The sequence below is a fragment of the Pusillimonas noertemannii genome, assembly GCF_003096595.1.
Lineage (GTDB): Bacteria > Pseudomonadota > Gammaproteobacteria > Burkholderiales > Burkholderiaceae_B > Pusillimonas > Pusillimonas noertemannii.
Genome location: NZ_QEKO01000005.1, coordinates 123111 through 143290 on the forward strand (window position 1 = coordinate 123111; position 20180 = coordinate 143290).

At 65.1% G+C, this 20180-nt stretch carries 19 protein-coding genes; 7 read left to right on the plus strand and 12 right to left on the minus strand.

Going from position 1 to position 20180, the window contains the following annotated elements; all coding sequences use genetic code 11:
* From C7440_RS15845 to C7440_RS15865, 5 genes are all read left to right on the plus strand, one after another.
* A complete protein-coding gene (locus C7440_RS15845; protein ID WP_017523724.1) occupies positions 1-1035 on the plus strand; it encodes a MotA/TolQ/ExbB proton channel family protein in 1035 nt (344 codons plus the stop codon).
* Positions 1036-1037: 2 nt separating this feature from the next.
* Complete coding sequence (locus tag C7440_RS15850; protein WP_017523723.1) at positions 1038-1538, plus strand: ExbD/TolR family protein; 501 nt, start codon at positions 1038-1040, stop codon at positions 1536-1538.
* Between the two features lie 76 nt (positions 1539-1614).
* The gene (locus C7440_RS15855) at positions 1615-2289 is read left to right on the plus strand and encodes a response regulator transcription factor (protein WP_017523722.1); all 675 of its coding nucleotides are present in this window, start codon (positions 1615-1617) and stop codon (positions 2287-2289) included.
* Between the two features lie 49 nt (positions 2290-2338).
* Positions 2339-3394: a sensor histidine kinase gene (locus tag C7440_RS15860; protein ID WP_017523721.1), complete on the plus strand. Its 1056-nt coding sequence runs from the start codon at positions 2339-2341 to the stop codon at positions 3392-3394.
* A 34-nt stretch (positions 3395-3428) separates the two neighbouring features.
* On the plus strand, positions 3429-5315 hold the full coding sequence (locus C7440_RS15865; RefSeq protein ID WP_017523720.1) for a potassium transporter Kup: 1887 nt from the start codon (positions 3429-3431) through the stop codon (positions 5313-5315).
* Positions 5316-5513: 198 nt separating this feature from the next.
* On the opposite strand, the gene C7440_RS15870 is transcribed toward C7440_RS15865, so the two are convergent.
* Positions 5514-6002 carry a hypothetical protein gene (locus tag C7440_RS15870; protein WP_017523719.1) on the minus strand — a complete coding sequence of 163 codons (489 nt, stop codon included), beginning with the start codon at positions 6000-6002 and terminating at the stop codon, positions 5514-5516.
* A 450-nt stretch (positions 6003-6452) separates the two neighbouring features.
* Between C7440_RS15870 and C7440_RS15875 the strand changes: the two genes are divergently transcribed.
* Positions 6453-8549 carry a TonB-dependent receptor domain-containing protein gene (locus C7440_RS15875; protein ID WP_026067794.1) on the plus strand — a complete coding sequence of 699 codons (2097 nt, stop codon included), beginning with the start codon at positions 6453-6455 and terminating at the stop codon, positions 8547-8549.
* 2 nt (positions 8550-8551) lie between these two features.
* Positions 8552-9319, plus strand: coding sequence for an SAM-dependent methyltransferase (locus tag C7440_RS15880; RefSeq protein ID WP_017523717.1), 768 nt, complete (start codon positions 8552-8554; stop codon positions 9317-9319).
* Between the two features lie 36 nt (positions 9320-9355).
* On the opposite strand, the gene mnhG is transcribed toward C7440_RS15880, so the two are convergent.
* The 11 genes from mnhG to C7440_RS15935 all read right to left on the minus strand — a co-directional run bounded on the left by mnhG (position 9356) and on the right by C7440_RS15935 (position 19964).
* Positions 9356-9679 (minus strand): monovalent cation/H(+) antiporter subunit G, encoded by a 324-nt coding sequence (mnhG, locus tag C7440_RS15885; protein WP_017523716.1) that lies wholly within the window; start codon positions 9677-9679, stop codon positions 9356-9358.
* Entirely contained in the window at positions 9676-9957 is a 282-nt protein-coding gene (locus C7440_RS15890; protein ID WP_017523715.1) for a K+/H+ antiporter subunit F, read from the minus strand. The genes mnhG and C7440_RS15890 overlap by 4 nt, the downstream gene beginning before the upstream one ends.
* Positions 9954-10439 (minus strand): Na+/H+ antiporter subunit E, encoded by a 486-nt coding sequence (locus tag C7440_RS15895; RefSeq protein WP_017523714.1) that lies wholly within the window; start codon positions 10437-10439, stop codon positions 9954-9956. Before C7440_RS15895 ends, C7440_RS15890 begins: the two co-directional genes overlap by 4 nt.
* Positions 10436-12040, minus strand: a complete 1605-nt coding sequence (locus C7440_RS15900) for a monovalent cation/H+ antiporter subunit D (RefSeq protein WP_218940706.1) — start codon at positions 12038-12040, stop codon at positions 10436-10438. The genes C7440_RS15895 and C7440_RS15900 overlap by 4 nt, the downstream gene beginning before the upstream one ends.
* 23 nt (positions 12041-12063) lie before the next feature.
* Positions 12064-12408 carry a Na+/H+ antiporter subunit C gene (locus C7440_RS15905; RefSeq protein ID WP_017523712.1) on the minus strand — a complete coding sequence of 115 codons (345 nt, stop codon included), beginning with the start codon at positions 12406-12408 and terminating at the stop codon, positions 12064-12066.
* Positions 12408-15344, minus strand: a complete 2937-nt coding sequence (locus tag C7440_RS15910) for a monovalent cation/H+ antiporter subunit A (protein WP_017523711.1) — start codon at positions 15342-15344, stop codon at positions 12408-12410. Before C7440_RS15910 ends, C7440_RS15905 begins: the two co-directional genes overlap by 1 nt.
* 60 nt (positions 15345-15404) lie before the next feature.
* On the minus strand, positions 15405-15812 hold the full coding sequence (locus C7440_RS15915) for a YbaN family protein (protein WP_116519219.1): 408 nt from the start codon (positions 15810-15812) through the stop codon (positions 15405-15407).
* Positions 15813-15902: 90 nt separating this feature from the next.
* The gene (locus tag C7440_RS15920) at positions 15903-16970 is read right to left on the minus strand and encodes a sulfate/molybdate ABC transporter ATP-binding protein (protein WP_026067793.1); all 1068 of its coding nucleotides are present in this window, start codon (positions 16968-16970) and stop codon (positions 15903-15905) included.
* A 2-nt stretch (positions 16971-16972) separates the two neighbouring features.
* Complete coding sequence (cysW, locus tag C7440_RS15925; protein WP_017523708.1) at positions 16973-17878, minus strand: sulfate ABC transporter permease subunit CysW; 906 nt, start codon at positions 17876-17878, stop codon at positions 16973-16975.
* Between the two features lies 1 nt (position 17879).
* Positions 17880-18743: a sulfate ABC transporter permease subunit CysT gene (gene cysT, locus C7440_RS15930; RefSeq protein ID WP_017523707.1), complete on the minus strand. Its 864-nt coding sequence runs from the start codon at positions 18741-18743 to the stop codon at positions 17880-17882.
* 180 nt (positions 18744-18923) lie between these two features.
* Positions 18924-19964, minus strand: coding sequence for a sulfate ABC transporter substrate-binding protein (locus C7440_RS15935; RefSeq protein ID WP_116519220.1), 1041 nt, complete (start codon positions 19962-19964; stop codon positions 18924-18926).
* Between the last annotated feature and the right edge of the window lie 216 nt (positions 19965-20180).

The window sequence follows — 20180 nt, forward strand, 5'->3', positions numbered from 1 at the left end:
ATGTTCAACATAGTTCAAGGCGCATTGCATGTACTGGCGCAGGTCGCAGGTTCGGCCCAGGAGCCCGCGGCGGCTTCGCAGGCCGCCGGTGCCGCCTCTACCGCGGCCCCCCTGACCGACGCGGCCAACTCCGCGGCCAGCGCGGCTTCGTCCGCCGCCGATGCCGCGGGCTCGGCCGCTTCTTCCGCCATCGACGCGGCCACGGCCGCGGCTCCGGCACTGACCGACGCCGCCCACTCCGCGACCACCGCGGCCACCAGCGCGCCGCCCTTGCTGGACGCCACGGTGCAGCAGCTGGCCGACGGCGGCATCCTGCATTTCGTGGCGCAAAGCGACATGATAGGCAAGTCCCTGTTCGTGATCCTGATCCTGATGTCGCTGGTCAGCTGGTACCTGATCTTCGTGAAATCGTTCACCAACTGGCGCGTCAATCGCCATTCGGCGCGCTTCCTGCGTCACTTCTGGGCTTCCAGCTCGCTGGAGGAAGTCGAGAACGAAATCAGCACGCATGGCGCCTCCGAGCCTTTTGCGCACGTGGCCAGCCATGCCATCCATGCGCGCAATCATCACGCCAAGTACGGCGCCATGAAGCTCGAGGAAAAAGGCTCCACCGGCGCCTTCGTCACGCGCACCATCCGCAAGGTCATCGATGAAGAAACGGCCAAGCTCGAAAATGGCCTGACGGTACTGGCTTCCATCGGTTCCACGGCCCCGTTCGTGGGCCTGTTCGGCACGGTGTGGGGTGTGTACCACGCGCTCATCGGCATCGGCCTTTCCGACGGCGTTACCATCAACCGCATTGCCGGCCCGGTCGGCGAAGCACTGATCATGACAGGCCTGGGCCTGGCCGTGGCCATACCCGCCGTGCTGGCGTACAACACCTTCGTGCGCAGCAACCGCGTCTACCTGGCCCGCCTCGACGCGTTCGCCCACGACCTGTTTACATTCCTGTCGACCGGCCAGCAAGTGGCCGAGAACCGGGGCAAGATCCGCGGCCTTCCCGCCGCCGCGGCGGCTGCCCGCAAAGGTGAATAGCCATGGCCTTCGGCAGCTTCGACAACAAGAGCAACTCGCACGCCATGTCCGAGATCAACATGGTGCCGCTCATCGACGTGATGCTGGTGCTGCTGGTGATCTTCATCATCACGGCCCCGCTCATCAGCCACTCCATCAAGATCAATGTGCCGCAGGTTTCGGCCGAGCCGGTCGAGCAAGAGCCCAAGGTCATCGACCTGGCGGTCAATGAGCAGGGCCAGATGTTCTGGAACGAGCAGCCCGTGCTGCTCGAAGAACTGACCCCCCGGCTCAAGCAAGAGGCGGCCACCGATCCGCAGCCCCAGCTGCGCATCCGGGCCGATCTCAACACCCGCTACGAGATCCTGGCTGAAATCATGGGCAGCGCCCGCTTGTCGGGCCTGAAGCGCGTCGGCTTCGTCACCCGGCCCTCTGAAAACAGCGCTGCGCCGGCCGGCGAAGCTGGCGAGTCCGCCCCAGGCGCCACGGCGCCTTCGGCCGCCCCGGCCGCGCCAGACAGCTGATCGTCAGAATTGTAAAGGGCCCGGAAAAAAGCCGCCCTCCGCCAACGGGCGGCGCTGTTCGATATAGAATCACGGCATGCGAGTTCTAGTTATCGAAGACGACGCCACCCTGGGTTCCGCCTTGCAAGAATTCCTTGCCGGCCAGGGCTATGCCGTCGATTGGCTCAAAGACGGCGAGCACGTCCCGGGCGCCGTGTCGGCGCAGTCCTACGATCTGCTGCTGCTCGATCTCAACCTTCCGGGCATCAGCGGGCTCGACGTCCTTCGCCAGCTCCGGCGCGAGGGCGAACAAGTCCCGGTGCTTGTCCTTACCGCCCGCGATGCGGTCGAAGACCGCGTGGCCGGCCTCGACGCCGGCGCCGACGACTACGTCACAAAACCCTTCGAGCTGGCCGAACTGGCGGCGCGTGTGCGCGCCTTCGCGCGGCGGCGCACGGGCCAGGCCCAGCCCCAACTCGAGGCCGGCCCCCTGGTTTTCGATACAGTCAACCGTGAAGTGCGCGCCTCGGGGCGCCGGCTGGCGCTCTCGGTGCGCGAGCTGTCCGTGCTTGAAATGCTGATGGGGCGCGCCGGCCGGGTCGTAACCAAGCGCCAGATCGTGAATTCGCTTTCGGCCTGGGACGCCGACTTCAGTGAAAACGCGGTCGAAGTCTACGTATATCGTCTGCGCAAGCGCCTTGAAGGCACGGGCGCCTCCATACAGACGGTACGCGGTTTCGGCTATCTGCTCGATGTCGAAAACGCCTCCTAGCAACGCCGCCCCAACGCATCAAAGCTTGGCAAAGCGTCTGCTTCTATCCATGCCGCGCGGCTCGCTGGCGCGCCATCTCATCCTGCGGCTTCTGCCGCCGGTGCTGATTCTGGTCGCACTCGACCTGACCATCACCTGGCTCGTCACCACCCAGATCCACCTCGAGGTCTGGCTGCTGCGCGACATCTTCTGGGCCATGCTGCTCAGCCAGTTCCTTCTGGTGTTTCTGTTTGCCTGGGTACTGATCTCGGGCGTGCGCTCCAGCCTGCGCTCCATCAACCGGCTCGCCGACGACATCAAGGAACGCTCGCTCGACGACCTGCAGCCGCTGGATCCCCAGGGCCTGTCCACCGAGATCGTGCCGATCGTGGCGCGGATTAACGATCTGCTGAGCCGCCTGGACGATTCCGTGCAGGCCCAGAAGCGTTTCATCGGGCATGCCGCCCATCAGCTGCGCACGCCGCTCAGCGGCCTGAAGCTGGAATGCGAGCTGATGCTGGCTAATGAGCTGCCGGATGACGTGCGCCGCCGGGCCGAACGCATCAAGGCCGTGACCGACCGCATGATCCGCCTGGGCGAACAGCTGCTGGTGCTGGCGCGGGTGGACGAGTCGGCGCGCCCGCAAGACACTTTCGAACGCATCGACCTGGCCGAATGGGTGCGCATGAATGGCGCCGATTGGCTGCCCCGCGCACGCCAGCAGAAGGTCGAGCTGCAGCTGGCGGCTCCCGACGAGCCGGTATGGGTCGACGCCGACCCCTTGCTTCTTGCCGAGCTGCTGGGCAATCTCATCGACAACGCGCTGCGCTACGGGGGGCCGGTGCGCAATATCAGGCTGCAGGTCAATGCTACGCCGCCTGCGCTGCAGGTCGAGGATGACGGCCGGGGCATCCAGCCCGCCGACCAAGAGCGCGTCTTCGACGCTTTCTACCGTTCGCCGCAGTCCGAGGGCTCGGGTTCGGGCCTGGGGCTGGCCATCGTGCGCGAGATAGCCCAGGCCCATGGCGCATGGTGGAGCCTCGCCAGCCGGCCGCAACTGCAGGGCACGCGCATCAGCATTGTATTTCCGGGGCCGCGCATAGGCGCCAATCTGAACAGGCAGTGAACATGGCTTATCGCATCATCAAGAGGCAGGCATCATGAGCGCTTCGGCTGGCGCGCAGTCCACACGTCCGGGGGCCGCCCTGCTGATAGGCGCGCTGGGCGTGGTGTACGGAGACATCGGCACCAGCCCGCTCTATACCGTGCGCGCGGCGCTTTCCGGCCTGCCGGGGGCGGGCCGCGACGAGATCCTGGGCGTGCTCTCGCTCTTGTTCTGGATGCTGATGTTCGTGGTGTCGCTCAAGTACGTCACCATGATCTTGCGGGCCGACAACCGCGGAGAGGGCGGCACCCTGGCCCTGATGGAACTGGCCGTGCGCGGGCTGGAGGGGCGGCGGCGCTGGACGGTGGTGGTGCTGGGTCTCATCGGCGCCTGTCTTTTCTATGGCGACAGCATCATCACCCCGGCCATCTCGGTCATCTCGGCGGTCGAGGGCATAGGCGTCGTTTCCCACACGCTGGACGGCTGGGTAGTGCCTGTCGCCATGGCGCTGATCATCGGCCTTTTTGCCATACAGTCGCACGGCACCGGGGCCATGGGCAAGCTGTTCGGCCCCATCATGCTGCTGTGGTTTCTGGTGCTGGGCGTGCTGGGCGGATGGCGCATCATCCAGACGCCGCAGATATTGCACGCGCTGAACCCGTGGTGGGCAGCTTCGTTCGTGGCCCAGGCCCCCTGGACGACTTTCATCCTGCTGGGCGCCCTGGTGCTGGCCCTTACCGGGGCCGAGACGCTTTATGCCGACATGGGGCATTTCGGGCGTTCCGCCATACGGCGTGTATGGTTCGGCGTGGTGCTGCCGTCTCTGGTGCTGTGCTATTTTGGCCAGGGCGCGCTGCTGCTGGCCAATCCGGCGGCCATCAAGAACCCGTTCTTCCTCCTTGCGCCGGGCTGGGCCCTGTGGCCCCTGGTGATACTGGCCACCGCGGCAACCGTCATCGCCTCGCAGGCGGTCATTTCCGGCAGTTTTTCGGTCACCCGCCAGGCCATACAGCTTGGTTTCTGGCCCCGCATGAACATTCTCCATACGTCGGCGCGCGAAGAAGGGCAGATCTATCTTCCGCGGGTCAATATCGCGATGTGCCTGGCCGTGCTGGCCCTCATCGCCGTGGCCCAGTCGTCGCAGGCGTTGGCGGGCGCCTACGGCTTTGCCGTCACGGGCACCATGCTGATGACATCGCTGCTGGCCTTCAGGGTGCTGCCCGGCCGTTCGCGCGGGGCGCGGCGCACATTGTGGCTGGGGCTGCTGGTGTTGTTCCTGGCATTCGACGTGCTGCTGTTCACTTCGAACACCCTCAAGATCGCTGCGGGCGGCTGGGTACCGCTGGTGCTTGGCGTGTGCCTGTTCACCCTGATGCTGACCTGGAAGCAGGGCAGGCAGCGCATACACGACACGCTGGCGGGCGACCAGCCGCCCCTGCGTGAATTCATGCAGGGCATCGAGCAGTATCCGCCCACGAGGGTGGCGGGCACTGCGGTGTTCATGAGCATGATCGTCGACACGGTTCCCCCCGCGCTGCTGCACAATCTGAAGCACAACAAGGTGCTGCATGAGCAGGTCGTCTTCCTTACGGTGCACAGCGCGGGCGTGCCCTATGTGTCGTTCAGCGAAAGGTATCGCCTTGAAAGGCTCAGCCGCAGCAGCTGGCAGGTGGTGGCCCGCTGGGGGTTCAAGCAAGAGCCCAACGTGCCGCAATTGCTCGAGCAGATCGCCCAGGAGCACCCCGAGCTCGATCTGGAGCCCATGCAAACTTCCTACTACCTGTCGCGCCAGACCATCATCGTCGTTCGCAGGCTGCCGCTGCTCTTGCGCTGGCGTCGCAGCTTGTTTGCCTTCATGGCGCGCAACGCCAGCCGCAGCACGCGGTTCTACAAGATTCCCCCCAATCGTGTGGTCGAGATGGGCATGCAGATGGAACTCTAGGGCGCCGAGCCTTGGGACGGCCCGGCGGTAGAAAAGCCCCCACGCCACGCAGGCTAGCGCCTGCTCGCTGCCCCCCGAGGGGGCGTTTTTGTCGGGGGCGCCGAGCCTTGGGACGGCCCGGCGGCAAAAAAAAGCCGTCCCGCAGCGGGACGGCCTTGAGTGCGGGGTTCAGGCCAGGCCCGAACCCGCATGAGGGGGTTATTGCGTGGTGCCGGCCCGGGGCAGATTGCGCACCGATGGGTCGACAGTGACGGGCGTGATGATGTTGGTCTGGGTTTGCGTGCCGCCCGGAATGCTGATTTCGGTGGTGCGAAGTATGCCGCCCCCGGCGACGCTGCCCTGGATGGTGGTGTTGGAGCCTTCAGACATCTGCTTGATGCACGACTCGCGCATGTCGGCGGGCAGGCGTTCGCAGCGCGCGGTGGCGTTGGCCTGAATGGCTTGTTCGTTCTGGGTTATCAGGCGCTGCCGGCGGGCCTCTTGCAGGGCCGCTCCGGCCTCACGCTTGCAGGTGGCCATATCCTGGCTTGTCTGCCCGGTCCTGCAGCGTTCCATATCTTGGCGGTACTTGGCTTCGAAGTCGGCGATGGAGCCGTTGGCGGCGAAGGCGCCTGCGGAGAAGAGGCAAGCGCCCAGCGTGCAAATGGCCAGAACGTGTCGACGCGGTGTTGCAGAACGATGATTCATTATCAACTCCTTTTTTTGACTGACGCAGCCACAATGACTGGTAGGCGGGTATTGCTGGAGATCAGTATAAAAGAATGCCCCTGGCGTTTCGTAACTAAATGTTTTATTGCGGCCAGGCCAGAGGCTGGGAAACCAGCAAATTTTGTGCCGCCGGACGGCGCCAGCCTGTGCGGCGGGGCGTGGACATGCGCGGGTTCGTCGGGGAGCGGCCGAGCAGTATTGCCCGGGCCCGGCGTGTCAGGGCGTTGTTACATATCGATGGGATTGAGGCTGGTTAATACCGAAACGGGGGAAGGCGCCGAACTTCGGCGGTGCTCGAGGCGAGGGGACCGTGTTGATGGCGAGCCCGCTTTGACGGGGTGTTGTCCGATATTTAAATGTTATGTTATAACATAACAGTTTTGTGCAGAATGCATGCGCAACCCCCTTCACCCTTTCGCAGGAGCTTTCATGAGACCCACCCCCCGACCGTTGACACTGGCTTTGATCATGGCGTTCGTGTCGTCGGCCAGCGCGCAGACCGTGGTGTCCGACACGCCGCAGGAACCCGCGGCGTCCAGGACATCCGCCGCGCCCAAGGCACCCGTCGAGGGCCTGTCGCCCATCATCGTTACCGCGAATCCCCTGGGCCTGGACAGCGACAGCCTGACAGTGCCCGCCAGTGTGCTGCAGGGCGAGCGCCTGACGCTGCAAAGTCGGGGCACTCTTGGAGAGTTGCTGCAGAACGAGCCGGGCGTACACGCGGATACTTTTGGCGGCGGCGCCAGCCGGCCGGTCATAAGAGGACAGACGGCGCCGCGCGTCAAGGTGCTGAGCGATGGGTCCGAGATCGTGGACGCCTCGGGCGTTTCTCCCGACCATGTGGTCACCGCCGACACCATGCTGGCGCGCCGCGTCGAGATCCTTCGGGGGCCGTCGGCGCTGCTGTATGGGGGCGGCGCCATTGGCGGCGTCGTCAATGTGCTGGACAACAAGATACCCACCGAGATCCCTGAAAACGGCCTGAGCGGATCGGCCGAGCTACAAGGCTCCACCGCGGCAAGGGAGCGTGCCGGCGCAGTGGGATTGACGGTGGGCGAAGGCAACGTCGCCGTGCATGTGGAAGGGGCACGGCGCCGCGCCGACGATTATCGCGTGCCCGACTGGACCGACAGCCGCGTGGCCAATTCCAACGCCGACAGCACCACCGGAAGCGTGGGGCTGTCTTTCATCGGCAGCCGGGGCTATCTTGGCGCGGCCTACACGTATCGCGAAGACGATTACGGCCTGCCCGGCCACAGCCATGAATACGAGGACTGCCATCCCCACGGATCTTCCCTGCATTGCGGGGGGCACGACCACGATCATGAGCATGATCACGAACACGACCACGATCATGAAGGGCACGCGGCCACGGCCCATCTGCGCAGCGACCGGCTGGATGTGCGGGGCGAGCTGCTCGATCCGTTTGCAGGTTTTTCCTCATTGAAGTTTCGAGGCGGCTATACGGACTACCGGCACGACGAGCGCGACGATGGCGAACTGGGCACCACCTTCACCAATCGCGGCTACGACGGCCGGCTCGAGCTGCGCCACAAACCGCTGGGCGGTTGGGACGGCGTGATCGGCCTGCAGACGTCGCGCTACGATTTTGCGTCTTTCGGCGGTTCGGAAGACTTCATCCCCAAGACGCGCACGGATTCAACAGGCATATTCCTGCTTGAGAGCTACGAATGGAATGACTTGCGTTTTGAGCTGGGCGCGCGTCACGAGTGGCAGACCGTCGACCCCGACAGCGCCACGCTGTCCAAATATGACGGCAACGCCACTTCGCTGTCGGCCGGAACGACATGGAGCTTCACGCCCGGCTATGCCGCCTCGCTTTCGGTGTCGCGTTCGCAGCGCATGCCCAATGTGCAAGAACTCTTTGCCAAGGGGGTGCATTTTGCCACCCTGACGTATGAAAGAGGCAATCCCGACCTGGGCAAAGAGACCGCGCGCACCATCGACCTGGGCCTGCGCAAGACCGACGGCGACCTGCGCTTTTCGATCAATGCCTTCCTGAGCCGGATCGATGGCTACATCTACGGCAAGACACTGGACCAGTACGAAGATTTCCGACTGATCGAGTACACGCAAGGCGATGCCTCGTTCGCCGGCCTGGAGGCCGAGGTTTCCTACCGCGTGTCGCCCCATGTGTCGGTGTCCGTGTTCGGCGACTATGTGCGCGGCAAGCTGCGCGACGGCGGCGGCGACCTGCCGCGCATTCCCGCGGCCCGCGTCGGCGTGCGCAGCAACCTCGATTGGGACCGCTGGAGCGGTTTCGTGGAATACACGCAGGTGCTGCGCCAGAACCGCATTGCAAGCTATGAAGAGGCCACGTCGGGATACGGCATGCTGGGCGCCGGCGTATCGTATTCGGGTACCATGGCGGGCACCGATTATCTTCTTTACCTGAAGGGCAGCAATCTGTTGAACAAGCTGGCCTACAACCATGCCTCGTTCATTTCCCGGGCGGCGCCCATCCAGGGCCGCAGCGTCATGGCCGGGGTCAGAGTCGAATTTTGAGCATGGACAGTATCCCATTCAAGAACCTGTACGACCTTGTGCGGCACATGCACGGCGGCTTGCCCTGGGGCCGTGTGCTCGACGCCGGCACGGGGCGCGGCTCCATGTCGTGGCTGCTTGAACAAGAGACCGCCGGCTGGACGGCCGTGACGGGCGCCCAGAGCATGGCCGACGACGTCAAGCGCCTTGTCGGCGATGCCATGCGCGAGCACGATCGCCTGCTGGTCGGCAACTGGATGGACCCCGAGCTGCTGGCGGGCGAGCAGTACGACACGGTGCTTGCCGACTACCTGGTGGGCGCCATAGAGGGGTTTGCGCCATACTGGCAAGACCGCATCTTCGCCCGCCTGCGTCCCATGGTGAGGCACAGGCTTTATGTGGTGGGTCTGGAACCCTATGTGCCGTATTCACCCACGGATCCGGCCGGGCGCATAGTGTGCGAGATAGGGCGGCTGCGCGACGCCTGCCTGCTGCTGGCGGGCGACCGGCCCTATCGCGAATACCCGATGGACTGGATCTTGCGGCAGCTGCGGCTGGCGGGTTTCAAGCCGGTGGATACCCGGCGCCTTGCCATCCGCTACGGCGAAAGATTCATCAACAGCCAGCTGGACATGTGCGACCAGCGCCTGCTTCGCCTGGGCGACCGGGCGCTGGCCACCGCCATGTCCGAGCATGTGGCGCAATTGCGCCAGCGGGCGCTGGCGCTGGCAAAGGCCGAAGGGGGCTTGCGCCACGGCCACGACTACGTCATTGCGGCCGAGCCCGCCTGAATTGCCTCGCTTTGCGGGCCTGGCCGCGAAGCCGGCTCAGTCTTCGCGGACCGGCCGGCGGGCGTCGCGGCGCAGGGCTGCCTGCATCAGCAGGATGGCGGTGACGGGCGATACGATGACCAGGAACATGATGATCAGCAGCTCGTGCACCACCGGACGATGCGCCAGGGTGGATGCAACCAGCACGCTGGTCAGCACGACGCAGCCGGCGCCCATGGTGTTGCCCAGCGTAACCGCGTGCATGCGCGAATAAAAGCGCCGGAAGCGCAGCAGGCCGGCCGAGCCGATGAGCGTCATGGTGCCGCTAAGCACCAGCAGCAGCGTGCTGGGTATGGTGACCCATAATGGAAGGTCGTTCATGGTTCGATTACCTCGCCTCGCAACAAGAACTTGGCCATGGCCGTTGAACTGACAAAGCCGAAGATGCTGATGATGACGGCGATGTCGAAATACAGGCCGGTTTGATACTGCACGCCAAGCACCAGAATAATGAGCATGCCGTTGATGTACATGGTGTCGAGGGCCAGCACGCGATCCTGCGGAGTGGGGCCGCGCAGCAGCTGCACCGTGGCGATGCCCAGCGCGATCGCGAAGCAGCTCAGGGCATAGGTGCCGGCCCAGAACAGAACGGTGGTCATTCGAATATCTCCATCAGCAGGCTTTGATAGCGGTTCTGCACCAGCTCGATCCAGTGGTTCTCGTCCTTGAGGTCGAGCACGTGCAGCGTGAGCGTGTTGGTTTCGTCGGAGTAGCCCGACCAGACCGTGCCGGGCGTATACGTGATGATGCAGGCGAGCGCCGCCCTGGCATGGGGGTCGCGCAGGCTGAGCGGGATCTTCATGAAGCCGGGCGTATGCGAGTCGGCGCCCAGGATGATCAGGCGGGCCACGGCGAAGTTCGAGTGGATGATGTCGGACACGACGCGCGCGGCGAGCTTGATCATGAGAAGCGGGCGCTTGGGCCGCGAACGCACGGGCCGCAGCGCCATGGCCGCCCAGGCCAGCAGCAGCGCCAGCACGGTGCCCGTTGCCAGATGCCCCGGCGAGACCGAGTTGTTCAGCAGCAGCCAGATGACCAGCAGCACCGCCGGAAGCACCAGCCAATACAGGACATTCTTCATGGCATGCCCCCCAATGCACGCACGGGTTGATGAGACATCACCGCATCAATATAGGATTGCGGCCGGTCGAGCAGCAGCGCCGTTTCTTCGAGAAAATCCATGACCGGGCCGGCCCAGATCGCCAGCGCGATACAGCTGAGCAGCAGGAGGCTTACCGAGCCCGCCTCGCTGACCCGCAGGCGGGGGACCACGATGTCTTCGGCGGTCCAGAACAGGCGTATGCCTGTGCGGCTCAGGGCAATGATGCCGGCCAGCCCCGAAAGCAGCACGGCGGCGACCAGTGTCCAGGCAGCCAGCGAGGGCGTGTCGGTGGCCGAGGTCTGCAACGCCGCCGACAGCAGGGAAAGCTTGGCGACGAAGCCCGGCAGCGGAGGCAGGCCCGCGACCAGCAGCGCGCAGCAGAAGAAGGCCATGCCCAGAAAGGCCATGGCGGCGGGAATGGCCACGCCCACCACATCGTCCGAGCGGTCGGGCGATTCGGGGTCGTCGAGATCGAAGGCTTCCAGGCTGACGGCCAGCACGTCGGCGCCGAAGCTACGGGTGCGTTCGATCATTTCTATCAGCATGTAGAAGGCGCCCAGGGCCAGGACCGAGGTAAGCAGGTAGAACAGCGCCGGACCGGTAAGCGCGACACCCGGCATGCCCAATGCCGCCAGCAGCGTGCCCGAAGACATGATGACGCAATAGCCGATGAGCCGCTCGGCCTGCTGGGTGGCCAGGATGCCGATCGCGCCGAAGATGAGGGTGGCCACGCCCAGGGGGAACATCCATTCTCCGCCGAAGGCGGCGGGCGCCCCCGTGGGCAGCAGCAGCGAGCCCAGTCGCAGCAGGGCGTATATGCCCACCTTTGTCATGATGGAGAACACGGCGGCGACCGGGGCGCAGGCATGCCCATAGGCGTTGGGAAGCCAGAAGTTGAGCGGCCAGGCGGCGGCCTTGGTCAGGAAGGCGATGCCCAGGATGGCCGCGGCCGCCTCGAACAGGCGCCGGTCGGCGCCGGTAAGCTGGCCCGCGCGGATGGCCAGGTCGGCCATGTTGAGCGTGCCGGTCACCCCGTAGATAAGAGCGATGCCGATCAGCAGCAGGAAGGAAGCAGCCAGGTTGGTGGCAATGTAGTGCAGGCCGGCCGTAACCCGCATTTCGCCCGTGCCATGCAGCATGAGCCCGTACGAAGCGCCCAGCAGCACTTCGAAGAACACGAACAGGTTGAACAGGTCGCCGGTCAGGAAGGCGCCGTTCAGGCCCATCAGCAGCAACTGGAACAGCGGCAGGAAGTGCACCCCGGCACGCTCCCAGCGGGCCGTTGAGTAAATGAGGGCCGCCAGTCCGAGTATGGAGCACAGCAGCAGCATGACCGCCGCCAGGCGATCGGCCACCAGCACGATGCCGAACGGGGCCGGCCAGTCGCCCACCAGGTACACGGCGATGTTCTGCGGCCAAAGATCGGGCATGTGCCCGGTTGTCATCAGAAGCAGCTGATAGGCCACGAAGATCTGGAACAGCACCGAGGCAAAGGACAGCGCCAGGCGGGTTTTGCGGCGGGATTCTTTGAGCAGGACCAGCAGTGCGCCCGCCATCAGCGGCGTCGCGATGGGAAGCATGGGCAGATGTTGCAGCCAGCCGTTCACAGATCGGCCTCCCTGCCATCGACGTGGTCATTGCCCGCGAAGCCCCGTGATGCCAGCAGCACCGCCAGGAACAGCGCCGTGGTGGCGAAGCCGATGACGATGGCGGTAAGGACCAGGGCCTGGGGCACCGGGTCGGTGTACAGCAGGGGGTCGATTTCGCCGGACTTGTCGATGACGGGCGCGGCGCTGACGCGCAGCCTGCCCATCGAGAAAATGAAGAGGTTCACCGCATAGGCCAGCAGGGAAAATCCGATAATGACCTGGAACGTGCGCGGGCGCAGGACCAGCCAGACCCCCGAGCCGGTCAGCACGCCGATGGCGATGGCAAGAATGATTTCCACTAGCTTGCTCCAGAACTTGAGGTTGCGGCGCCTGCCGCCCCGGCGTGCGGCACCTTGCGGCGAAAGCGCAGCGACTGGTGGGCCAGGGCGACCAGCATCAGCACTGTTGCGCCGATCACCAGCATGTACACGCCCAGGTCGAAGAACAGTACGCTGGACAGGTGCACCGTGCCGATCATGGGCAGGTCGAAGTCTCCGACGAGGGCCGACAGGAAAGGCCGCGACACGGCCCAGGCCGAGAGCGCCGCGCAGCCGGCGACCAGCAGGCCCAGCGCGATCCACTTCTGGGGCCGTATGCTTTGCCTGGATTCGACCCAGACCACGCCGCCCACGATGTACTGCAGGATGATGGCGGTGGCCATGATGAGGCCGCCGACAAAGCCGCCGCCGGGAAGATTGTGGCCGCGAAGCAGGAAGAACAGCGACACCAGTACGGCCATGGGCAGCAGCAGCCTGGCCAGGACGGCGGGTGCCTGCATATTGCCGCGGGGCAGGTCGGCTTCGGGATCGGGCTCGGGCTCGACATGGTCGAGCGATGGGTTGTTGGCGCCCTGCTGGCGTCGCAGCGGGCCGTCCTTGATGCTTTCGGGCGGCGGACGGAAGCGGCGCATCAGGGCGAAGACGGTCAGCGCGACGATGCCCAGCACGGTGATCTCGCCCAGCGTATCGAAGCCCCGGAAGTCAACCAGTATGACGTTGACGACGTTGGAGCCGTGTCCTTCGGGCAAGGCATTGAGCAGGAAGAAATCAGAAATGCCCTGGCCGGAGGGGCGTGTCATGACGGCATAGGCCAGTGCCGCCATGCCCGCGCCCGCCGCCACGGCGACGGCCAGGTCGCGGCCGCGCCGAACGACCGTGCGGGCGTTGAGCGGGGCGCTGCCGTCGTCGGCTTCGATGCGGGGCGGCAGCCAGCGCAGGCCCAGCAGGATCAGCACCACGGTGACCACCTCGACGGCGAGCTGGGTAAGGGCCAGGTCGGGAGCCGAGAACCAGGCGAAGGTGAGCGCCGTGGCAAGGCCCGCGCCGCCCGACAGGGCCAGCGTGGCCAGGCGGTGGAACTTGGCCTGCCGCGCCGCGCCGATGGCGCAGGCCGACCCGGCCAGCCACAGCGTGATGAAGAACAGGTTGGCTTCGGTGCCCAGTTCGGGCTGCAGCCATCCGCCGCGCATGAGCGGCAGCAGGGCCACGACAAAGGTGCCCGCGGTAATGACCAGCAATTGCCGTTGCAGGCCCGGCGAGTAGAGCAGGTTGAGCAGCGTGGCCGACAGCGAGTCGATGCCTTCCATCAGCAGCTCGAAGCTGCGGCGTCCGTCGAAACGGTAGATGAGGGGCGCGCGTCCCGGCTTGACGTAGTTCTGGTGGCGCAGCAGATGCATGAGCAGGATGCCGCCCGCCAGTGCCGTAAGGCTCATGGCCAGCGGCAGGTTGAAGCCGTGCCAGATTTTCAGGTCGTAATGCGGCGTGGCGTCGCCCAGTATGGAGAATGTGGCCGACTCAAGCAGCGGGCCCAGGGTGTACATGGGCAGCATCCCCACGACCAGACAGGTAAGCACCAGCAGGCCGCTGGGCACCAGCATCCAGAAGGGCGGCTCGTGCGGCGAGCGCGGCAGGTCGGTGGCCTTGGGGCCATAGAACACTTCGAGCACGAAGCGCAGCGAATAGGCGACGCTGAAGGCGCTGGCCACCACCGCCATCAGCGGCAGCCCCGATTCGATGACGGGCCCGTGGCTGGCCAGCACGGTTTCGGCGAAGAACATTTCTTTGGACAGGAAGCCATTGAGCAGCGGCACGCCGGCCATGGAAGCCGCGGCCACCACGGCCAGCGTGGCCGTAATGGGCATGGCCTTGCGCAGGCCTGAAAGGCGCCCCATGTCGCGCGTGCCGGTTTCGTGGTCGACGATGCCCGCGGCCATGAAGAGCGACGCCTTGAAGGTGGCGTGGTTCATCATGTGGAAGATGGCGGCGACCAGGCCCAGGCGGCTGTTGAGCCCCAGCAGCAGGGTGATGAGGCCCAGGTGGCTGATGGTGGAATAGGCCAGCACGCCTTTCATGTCTTGCTGGAATATGGCCGCATAAGCCCCAAGCACCAGGGTGCACAGCCCCGCGCCGCCGATGATGTAGAACCATTCGTCGGTGCCCGCCAGCACCGGCCAGAAGCGGGCCAGCAGGAACACGCCGGCCTTGACCATGGTGGCTGAATGCAGATAGGCCGACACGGGCGTGGGCGCGGCCATGGCGTTGGGCAGCCAGAAGTGGAAGGGGAACTGGGCGCTTTTGGTCAAGGCGCCCAGCGCGATCAGCACCAGTATGGTGGTGTACCAGGGGTGCTGGCGCACCATGTCGCCCGAGGCCAGGACGATGTCGAGGTCGTAGCTGCCCACGACGTGGCCCAGCATCAGCACGCCCGCCAGCAGACAGAGCCCGCCCGCGCCCGTGACCGTAAGCGACATGCGCGCGCCGCGCCGCGCATCGAGGCGGTGGTTCCAGTAGGCGATGAGCATGAAGGACGTGAGGCTGGTGAGCTCCCAGAACACGACCAGCTGCACCAGGTTGCCGGACATGACGACGCCCAGCATCGAGCCCATGAACAGCAGGAAGAAGGAGAAGAAGCGCGGTACGGGGTCTTGCGGCGACAGGTAGTAGCGCGCGTACAGGACGATGAGGGCGCCCATCAGGGTGATGAGCATGCCGAACAGCCATGCGTAGCCGTCCATGCGCAGGTTGAAATCTATGGGCAGCCCGCCCGGGATCCAGGGGGTGGAGAACTGGACGACCTGGCCTTCGGCGATGGCCGGGTAGTGCAAGGCCGTGAGGACGGCGCACGCGAGGGCGATGGCGCCCGAAAGCCAGGCCTCTATATTACGCGCATTGGAAGGCAGCGCGACGGCGATCAGGCTGCCTATGAACGGCAATATGAGGATGAGGATCAGCGACATTCGGCTTGGGGCGGGTTGAAGGAAAAGACCGCTCTAATGATACGATATTTTTCTATGTGTTCAGCGCGGTGTTTGATCATTGATTTGCCGTGAGCCGCTTGGGCCCGGCCTTTGCAGGGTCTTCAGGCCCAGGGCCAGGTAGGCGGTCACCCCGATGCCCATCAATGCCAGCGGTATTCGCAGTGCCAGCGAGGGCAGCATGTATATGGAATACGACAGCGAGACCCACATCACGGCGATGGCGGTGAGCTTCACGCGCAAGGTGACGCCCTTGCGCTCCTGGAAGTCGAGCAGGTAGCGGCCGAAGACGCGATTGCCGGTCAGCCAGCGGTACATGCGTTCAGAGCCGCGCATGAAGCAGGCCGCGGCCAGCAGCAGGAAGGGCGTGGTGGGTACCAGCGGTATGGCGGCGCCTATTACGGCCAGGGCCAGCGCGATGCAGCCGACAACGTTGAAAAATATCTTCATGCCGCCCGGTGGGGAAGTGTTTTGTGTTTAGGCTGGGTGTTTGCCTTTCATCCCGTACTTTATCAGGCGGATTGCTTCAGGAATACTTCCTCAGGCGGCCTGCTCCAGGAAAACTTCCATGCGGCGCGGCTTGAGCAGCAGGCGGTCGCCGGTCTTGGGGGCCAGCGCGCGGTAGGCCTCGCTGGGTATGAGCGCCTGCAGCAGGCCCGTGCCGTCTTCGCGCTGGAACTCCAGCTGGGCGAGCGGGCCGATGGCGTTGGCGTGCAGCAGGCGCGCCACGATGCCTTCTTCGCCGGGGCGGTAGGGCGTTACGTCGAGCTCGTGCGGGCGCACATAGCCGACTCCGGGCAGGTCGTGCACCTGCTGGTGTTCGGGGGCCCGCAGAGAGATGGGGCCGGCGTGCAGCACGCCCTGGTGGACGCGGCCTGCAAACAGGTTGACGTCGCCCAGGAAGCCGTAGACGAAGGGCGAGGCGGGGTTTTCGTAGACTTCGGCGGGCGGGCCCACTTGTTCTACGCGGCCCTTGTTGATGACGACGACCTGGTCGGCCACTTCCAGCGCTTCTTCCTGGTCGTGGGTGACGAAGATGCTGGTGACGTGCAGTTCGTCATGCAGGCGGCGCAGCCAGCGGCGCAGCTCTTTGCGCACCTTGGCGTCCAGCGCGCCGAAAGGCTCGTCCAGCAGCAGCACGCGGGGCTCGACGGCCAGGGCGCGGGCCAGCGCGATGCGCTGGCGCTGGCCGCCCGAAAGGCTCGAGGGATAGTGGTCGGCCAGCCAGTCGAGCTGCACGAGCTCGAGCAGGTGCTTGACGCGCTCGCGGATCTTGGCCGCCGGCAGGCGCTGACTGCGAGGCTTGATGCGCAGGCCGAAGGCGATGTTGTCGAACACGGTCATGTGGCGGAAAAGGGCGTAGTGCTGGAACACGAAGCCCACTTGCCGCTGGCGCACGTGCTGGTGCGAAGCGTCTTCGCCCTCGAGCAGCACCCGGCCGCTGTCGGCCTGGGCCAGGCCGGCGATGATGCGCAGCAGGGTGGTCTTGCCGCAGCCCGACGGCCCCAGCAGGGCGGTCAGTGCGCCTTGCGGAAAGCTGAGCGAGACGTCGTCCAGGGCGACGAAGTCGCCAAAGCGCTTCTTGATGTTGAGGACTTCGATACTCACGGTCATGACTCCTGTCGTAATTGCGGCAGCGCCGCCTGGCCGTCGCGCCATTCGATATAGGACTTGAGCGCCAGGGTGGCCAGGGCAAGCAGGGCCAGCAGCGAAGCGACGGCGAAGGCGGCGGCGAAGTTGTATTCGTTATAAAGAATTTCCACGTGCAGGGGCATGGTGTTGGTTTCGCCGCGTATGTGGCCCGACACCACCGACACGGCGCCGAACTCGCCCATGGCGCGTGCATTGCACAGAATGACGCCGTACAGCAGGCCCCACTTGATGTTGGGCAGGGTGACATGGCGAAAGGTCTGCCAGCCCGAGGCGCCCAGTACGACGGCGGCCTCCTCTTCTTCCGTTCCCTGCGACTGCATCAGGGGAATGAGCTCGCGGGCAATGAAGGGGAAGGTGACGAAGACGGTGGCCAGCACGATGCCGGGCACGGCGAACAGGATGCGGATGTCGTGTTCCTGCAGCCAGGGCCCGAGCCAGCCGTGGGCGCCGAACAGCAGCACGAAGATCAGGCCCGATATCACCGGCGAGACGGAAAAGGGCAGGTCTATCAGGGTGATCAGCAGGCTTTTGCAGCGAAACTCGAACTTGGCGATGAACCAGGCGGCGCAGACGCCGAAGACCAGGTTCAAGGGCACGGCGATGGCGGCGGTCAGCAGGGTGAGCCGTATGGCCGACAGCGCGTCGGGCTCGACGATTGCCGCCAGGTAGGCGTCCCAGCCCTTGCGCAGGGCCTCGGCAAAGACGGCCGCCAGCGGCATGAACAGGAACAGGGCCAGGAAGGCCAGCGCGATGGTGATGAGCAGACGGCGTACCCAGCGGGGCTCTGCCAGCGCCGATGGAGCCTGGTCGAGGCGGCCGGCAACGGGCCGGAGCGCCGGCAGTGCGGTGGTCGAGCTGCTCATGTCAGGCCTCCGGCGCCAGGCTGCGCCGGCGCGTCCAGGCTTGCAGCAGGTTGATGGCCAGCAGCACGGCGAACGCCGTCAGCAGCATGACCATGGCGATGGCCGTGGCGCCCGCATAGTCGTATTGTTCAAGCTGGGTGACGATGAGCAGCGGCGTGATCTCGGACACCATCGGCATGTTGCCGGCGATGAAGATCACCGAGCCGTACTCGCCCGAGGCGCGCGCGAACGCCAGCGCAAAACCGGTAAGCAGGGCGGGCAGTATGGCCGGAAGGATGACGCGCAGGAACACCTGCAGGCGGTTGGCCCCCAGGCTGGCGGCGGCCTCTTCGAACTCGCGGTCGGCTTCCTGCAGCACGGGCTGCACGGTGCGCACGACAAAGGGCAGGCCGATGAAGGTCATGGCCACTATCACGCCCAGGGGCGTGAACGCCACCTTGAGGCCCAGGGGCTCGAGCTGCGAGCCTATCCAGCCATTGGGAGCATAGAGCGCGGTAAGCGCGATGCCGGCCACGGCGGTGGGCAGGGCGAAGGGCAGGTCGACCAGGGCGTCGATCAGCTTCTTGCCGGCGAAGTCGTAGCGTTCAAGCACCCACGCCACCAGCGTGCCAAAGACGACGTTGAGCGCTGCGGCCAGCAGCGCCGCGCCGAAGGTCAGGCGGTAAGAGGCCATGACGCGGTCGCTGGTGGCGGCCTTGACGAAGCCTTCCCACGACATCGTGAAGGTATTCAGGAAGATCGCCGAAAGCGGAATCAGGACGATGAGGCACAGGTAGAACAGGGTGAAGCCGCCGGTAAGCCCGAATCCGGGCAGCACCCGGCCTGGGCGCCGGTCTCTGAAACTGAAGGGTAAGGCGATCTGCATGGACGATGATTGAAAATAAAGCGCGACGCTCAATATGGTTGCATTGCCGCGCCGCGGAAGGAACGATTAACTTCGCATGTACAAAGACGCGATAGGCATAAACACCAGGGCAGGGGTGCGCCCGCGGCCCACGACGCGTGTGTCGGCATCGCGTCCCCGGGCCGCCCGGCGCCCCGGAAATTACTTGCCCGGCTGGTAGATCTGGTCGAACACGCCGCCGTCGGCAAAGTGCTTGGCCTGCGCTTCTTCCCAGCTTCCGGCCACGTCGGCAATGGTGAACAGTTCCACGGCGGGATACTGGCTGGCGTACTTGGCGGCGACCTCCTTCGAGGTAGGACGGAAATAGTTCTTGCCGGCGATGTCCTGGCCGACGTCGCTGTACAGGTACTCGAGGTAGGCGTTGGCGACTTCGCGCGTGCCGCGGCGGTCCACGGTCTTGTCGACCACGGCAACCGGCGGTTCGGCCAGGATGCTGATCGGAGGCGCGACGATCTCGACCTTGTCGGGGCCCAGTTCATTCAGGGCCAGCAGCGCCTCGTTCTCCCAGGCCAGCAGGACGTCGCCTATGCCCCGTTCAACGAAAGTGATGGTCGATCCGCGCGCGCCGGAATCGAGCACGGGCACCTGGCGGAACAGCTTGCCCACGAAGTCGCGCGCCGCGGCTTCGTCGCCGCCCGATTTCTTCAGGGCATGGCCCCAGGCGGCCAGGTAGTTCCAGCGGGCTCCGCCCGAGGTCTTGGGGTTGGGCGTGATGACGGAGATGCCCGGCTTGAGCAGGTCGTCCCAGTTTTGGATATGCTTGGGATTGCCCTTGCGCACCAGGAATACGATGGTCGAGGTATAGGGCGAGCTGTTGTGCGGAAGGCGTTTTTGCCAATCTTTGTCGATCAGTCCGCGCTGTGCGATGGCGTCGATGTCGGGGGCCAGCGCCAACGTGACGACGTCGGCGGCAATGCCGTCTATGACAGTGCGCGCCTGCTTGCCGGAGCCGCCATGCGATTGCTTGACCTGCACGGTATCGCCCGTTTTCTCCTGCCAATGCCTGGCGAAGGCTGCGTTGAATTCCTGGTACAGCTCGCGAGTGGGGTCGTACGAGACGTTCAGCAGCGAGACTTCCGCGCCCTGGGCGGGTAGCGCAGCGGCCAGGGAAAGCGCTGCCGCCTGAACAAGGCGGCGCAGAGCGAGGGAAAGGCGGGGCGGGTTCGAGGCTTTGTCGTTCATGGTGCTTTCATGCCGGAGCTAGAGTTGAATGAACGTCCAGCTTATGGGCAGGGCCTGCGAAAGTGAACGAATGCTTTCTTACTTGCAAAGACCGGAACGGCATATACAGAGAAAAGACAAGACGGCGCGCTCTTGCCTTGCTAGCATTACGCCTTGCGGCATGCGTCCGCTATCGATCAACGTACGCGCTGACAAAAGCGCGGGGGAAACGTACAC